Origin of the sequence: Methanolobus sp. (genome assembly GCF_016278365.1) — an archaeon.
In the GTDB taxonomy this organism is placed as follows: domain Archaea; phylum Halobacteriota; class Methanosarcinia; order Methanosarcinales; family Methanosarcinaceae; genus Methanolobus.
In genome coordinates this window covers 1-5,075 of sequence record NZ_JADQBZ010000001.1, presented here as the reverse complement: position 1 = coordinate 5,075, position 5,075 = coordinate 1, and the positions used below count along the sequence as shown (strand labels likewise).

At 42.0% G+C, this 5,075-nt stretch carries 4 protein-coding genes and 1 pseudogene; 2 read left to right on the top strand and 3 right to left on the bottom strand.

The genetic code is table 11. The annotated features are described in order from the left end of the window. A pseudogene (locus QZZ22_RS00025) lies at positions 1 to 309 on the bottom strand (RNA-guided endonuclease TnpB family protein); the annotation flags it as partial. A gap of 498 nt (positions 310 to 807) precedes the next feature. On the opposite strand from QZZ22_RS00025, the gene QZZ22_RS00020 reads away from it, so the two are divergent. Next, positions 808 to 1,770: an NAD-dependent epimerase/dehydratase family protein gene (locus QZZ22_RS00020; protein WP_292461395.1), complete on the top strand. Its 963-nt coding sequence runs from the start codon at positions 808 to 810 to the stop codon at positions 1,768 to 1,770. Between the two features lie 99 nt (positions 1,771 to 1,869). On the opposite strand, the gene QZZ22_RS00015 is transcribed toward QZZ22_RS00020, so the two are convergent. Both QZZ22_RS00015 and QZZ22_RS00010 read right to left on the bottom strand, forming a co-directional pair. Continuing rightward, positions 1,870 to 2,433 (bottom strand): PEF-CTERM sorting domain-containing protein, encoded by a 564-nt coding sequence (locus QZZ22_RS00015; protein WP_292461394.1) that lies wholly within the window; start codon positions 2,431 to 2,433, stop codon positions 1,870 to 1,872. A gap of 278 nt (positions 2,434 to 2,711) precedes the next feature. Next, positions 2,712 to 3,650 (bottom strand): hypothetical protein, encoded by a 939-nt coding sequence (locus QZZ22_RS00010; protein WP_292461393.1) that lies wholly within the window; start codon positions 3,648 to 3,650, stop codon positions 2,712 to 2,714. A 321-nt stretch (positions 3,651 to 3,971) separates the two neighbouring features. Here QZZ22_RS00010 and QZZ22_RS00005 point away from each other — a divergent pair, with 321 nt between their 5' ends. Then, on the top strand, positions 3,972 to 4,901 hold the full coding sequence (locus QZZ22_RS00005) for a prenyltransferase (protein WP_292461392.1): 930 nt from the start codon (positions 3,972 to 3,974) through the stop codon (positions 4,899 to 4,901). Positions 4,902 to 5,075: the final 174 nt, after the last annotated feature.

Here is a 5,075-nt window from a genome sequence, read left to right as displayed (position 1 = left end):
TATGGATAGTATCCTCTGATCGTAAACAACAGCTCCACGTGGTTGGAATTGATGGAGTACTTTTTTGTCAACCTTGTAGCTTTCAGCTACTTTTGCAAGTGTCCTGACAGCTAACTGAGAGGATAACGAGAATTTTTCTCTGATCTCGTAATAAAGGTGTTTTTGTAATTTGAATTTACTGAATATTTGCTTGTGGTATGCAAAATCTGAAATGTAATTGCATGCTTCATTGAAAGATTCCATTGTTCTGAGCAACAGTTCCTGCTGTTGCTGAGTGATTACTAATTTACTTTTAATGGTTAGGAGCATGCTATCACATAAAAGATATGGATACATATGACTTTAAATTACAGTAAGTAGACTGAAAGTATTCGGGTTCAGATCTAAAAGAAGGCTAGATCTTTGTATTTAACGGAATTCTCCCTGCAACTGAAGTTACAGGCATCCTTCCTTAATTCATCGTGAATATTAATATGAGCTCAAGAATATCAACATTCCCATGGGAATGACACTTTTTCCGTCTAAGCTTAGAGGGTGATCAATCTGGGAGTTGCTGAGAAACAGTGATTAAGATATGATTTGCTCAATCACAATGATACTTGAGAACATTGGATAACACCATTAATTATACCGTTAAAAATATATGCAGTTTTATCATATATCTAGTAATGATTATAAAAAAGTTAGTATAATTGAAGAGATTTACATGATAGAAAAATATCCATCAAAAGAAGATATCATTAGCGAACATTATGAGTGGGATTAATATAGACAGATTCAAATACTAGATAGGGAGTGAAAAAACCAATGTTACATGATCCATTCTCAAAAAGAAAAGTGCTTATCACCGGTGGTGCAGGATTCATTGGGAGCCATATAGTCGACATGCTGGTAAAAAAAGGCAATGAAGTGACGATCTTTGATAACATGACCTCCGGAAGTCTTGGGTTTATAGATGAGCATCTTGGAAATGAGGGAGTATATTTCATTGAGGGTGACCTGCTGGACACCTCAGAGCTTAGTAGAGCCTGTGAGAACGTGGATTTCGTGTTCCATGTGGCTGCAAACCCCGATGTTAGACTGGGCTCAACTGACACTTACGTGCATTTTGAACAGAACATCACAGCTACATACAACCTCCTTGAGGCCATGCGCCTCAAAGGTATAAGAGATATTGCTTTCACCTCTACCTCAACTGTCTACGGAGAAGCAACCGTTATTCCCACACCCGAGAGTTACGGGCCGCTCATGCCGATATCCCTGTATGGGGCTTCCAAACTGGCATGTGAGGCACTGATAACATCATATTCCCACACATTTGACATGAGATCCTGGATATTCCGCTTTGCAAATATCATAGGTCCCAGAAGCACACATGGCATCATCGTGGACTTCATTGAAAAGCTGGAAAAGGATCCAGAATCACTTGAGATCCTGGGTGACGGCAGACAATCCAAATCATACCTTCATGTAAAGCAGTGTGTGGATGCCATGGGTTTTGCCATTGAGAACAGCACTGATGATGTAAACATCTTTAATATCGGCTCGGAAGACACCATCACCCCGAAGCTTATAGGTGAGATAATAGTTAAGGAGATGGGACTGGAGAATGTCGAGTTCCAATATACCGGCGGAAATCGCGGATGGAAAGGCGACGTACCAAAGATGATGCTGTCTGTGGACAAGCTGAAAGATATGGGATGGAAACCTAAATGGGGCTCAAAGAAGTGCGTTAAGGAAACCGTGCGTTCGTTGCTTAAAGGTGATTGAGATACAAACTGGCCAGCAAACTAACACAGCCAGGAAATACTTTCACTTTAATAATTCAATAAAAAAGATATCCAGGACCATTGGCCCCGGCAATCGGATTTATTCCTTGCGGCGCTGCATGAAGAATGCAAGACCGAGAATTGCTGCTACCGGGAGTACAATGGTTGGGAACTCAGGGATCTCTTCCACATTGCATTCCTCGATAGTAGCCGCGAACTCACCAATGACAGGTATCTGCCCGGCAATCAGTCCGGTAGCACTGGTGGAAGTATATTGTTCACCGTCACCTACAAGTGTCATCATCCCTTCAAACTGGTACCCCATTTCACAAACACCACTGGCATTAAGGACAATATTTTCCTTATAGAGGCTAATTATATTTAGGTTAGTGATCTCCACAGCAGGATTGCTGTCAATGATCGTAACTGTGATATCCTCTCCGGACTTACAGACCTTTGCATCTACTTCTATGTAGTAAGTAGTCGGAACTGATAGCATTTGTACACTTGCAGATGCAGGGATCAGAGCTAATTCGTACTCACCTGCAAGATTCACACAATAACATCCATCTTCAAATTCTGTTAACGCTGTCACTGCACTTGCTGTCTGTGTCATGGCCAACAGCAACACAGCGAGCATTATTAATATATTCATTTTTTTCATTTGTACCACCTTTATTAAAGCATTATTATTCAGTAGCAGATATACATATAGTATATCTTTGGACTGTACCTTACATTTACAATAACTAAACTATAAATATTTATCGAATTAGTTGCTAACTTTTTGCTGACTTTGCAACCTGACCCTAGGTCACCATAATAAAAGAGCTGATACAGTAGTCCCTCATTCTTGTCGCCGGAACCACATGAAAAACTGTGAGAGGGTCGTCAGAATACTTTCCGACTTAAAAAAGAATGTAGGGTGCTGCCCCTCAAGTTTTACTTGTACCTGTTCTTCCTGTACCCTACAAGGATGGCACCTATGGAGACAATTCCAACAAGCACGCTCATTACTCCCAGGTCAGGTAATTTATCCATTATACCCGAAGGCACCGGAGATAGTTCATAGCCTTCAACATAATTATCCGAAACGGTGTCTTCACCGGGCGCATATGATACCTCAGATGTATCCGCTTCGGATATACCAGTATCATGTGTATCTGTATCAAGTGTGTCTGCATCAACTATGTTCAAGTCGGTACCTGTGTTGCTGCTCGTTTTAGTTTTTGAGGAGGATGGGGAACTGATGTCAGTGCTCCCCAGGTGCACTTGCAAAGGCACGCCACCGATAAGGATGTTAAAATCCCCCTCCGGGATGTTATCGGTTGTGTAAGTGTATGCAAAATTACCGTCCGCATCAGCTGTAATGCTTGCCTTGACATTAAAGGAAAGAGTGACCTTATCATCAGGGGAATTGCCGCTTAATTTAATATCATACGTACCACTATTTATTTTCCCAGTTCCAAATGTAGCAACATGGCCATTGACATTTATCATGCTTCCGGGAATTGATGTATACCCGAGGATAGGCAATCTGACCTCAATGTTCAGATCATCCACACCGCTTGCCTTAAGACTGAAAGATTCAGAGCCTTCGGGGATGGTCACGGCAATCAGAGAATAGGCATAATTGCCAGCTGAAACATCCTGCACTTTTTCAAATGAAGCGGAAACTGGTATAACTTCGTCAGGGGAAGCTTTGCCTGTTACAGTCACCGTTTCTCCCGGAGAAGGATTTTCCGGGAATATAGAAACTTCTGTCACTTCCGCAACAGCTGTAGATGATATTGCCAAGAAGACCATAGTTATCGCACAAAGCAATACAAGTACCCTCATCTGGCTTCTGCACTGGTAGGGAAGGACGATTTTTTTGATCATTAGGAATACATCTCCACATGTAAATTACAATTACTCAATGAAACGAAGTAATCTGTAACTAAATTTGCTGTTTTTTGTATTAACAGGTTGACGATAGGTCTACTACGGCAGATTGCTGCCTCATCAAGATCCTTGCCCGGATCTTGAAGGTCCAAGGCACCCGTATAAAACTTCTTTACTTCAAGTTACAACTTATACGTATCTTCATGAATATATGAATGATGCTTCCTGTTAAAAGGATTACAAATGTGCCACCTGCAGATATGTAAAAAAGTAAATAGAAAAAAGTAAACATACAATTATTGAGTTTAAGGTTAGAATATGGCTGATGAACGTCCTGGTGTTTTCGAGATGATAAGGGCCTATGGGCTTCTAGCAATGCTGGCACCACTGGTGATAAGTACATCAGTGACCGTTATCGTGACGGGTGGGTTTAGTCTTCAGGGTCTTGTACTTGCAGCTGTGGTCGGATTCAGTATCCACATTTCCATGAATATATACAATGACATATACGATACAAAGCAGGGCTGTGACACCCTGGAGTCCGGCCAGAGCATGTTCAGTGGAGGATCTGCGGTGATCGTGAGGGATCCAGGACTTGAAGGGAAGATGTTCACAATAGCCAGAGCCGGTCTTGTTGTTGGCCTTCTGGGGACTTTAGGACTGTTGTATATTTCTGAAATGGAGCTGTGGCCCCTTTTCATCTTTCTGTTCCTGACCGCCACATTCCTTAGTAAGTACTACACGGCCGAGCCCTTCAAATTTGCTTACCGGGGTCTGGGCGAAATTGTTGTATGGCTGGGGTTTGGACCTTTCGCTATCCTTCTGTATGCGGCTGCCCAGGGAATTCCTTTCCACCCGATGATAGTTTCAATAATGCCCATTACTGGTCTGAGCACACTGATATTCGCCTGGGGAGGAGAGATGGTTGACATGCCCTATGACAGAAAAGCAGGAAAATGCGGGCTTGTCCTAAGGATGGGACTGAAGAACAGCATATACGGACTGCTGATCCTCTATATATTGCTTATCGCCAATGTTATCTTTACCGCGTATTTGTTCACCACAGGATGGATCCTGCTTTTGGCGCTGGTTCCATACATACTGCTCTTGCCAAAGGTATTTATCCTGCTGATGAAGGGACTGAAGCACGAAGGTAAAATATATGAAGGAGCACGACTGAACTTTTTCAGTTTCGTAGTTTTCTCGATCATGATAATGACAGGGTTTGTTATTATCGCGCTGATGTAACCCATTATACATTCCGGAGAACCTGGGAACCTAGGAACAAAGAAAGATAAATAATATATAAAAAAAGTCATAATATATAAAAAGAAAGGAAAGGGAGTGGTAATCTCAATTACCACCTTTTTCCCCGAAACGGAGGGACTGACTATAATCGCAATGTTGACAATAACCCCGGCA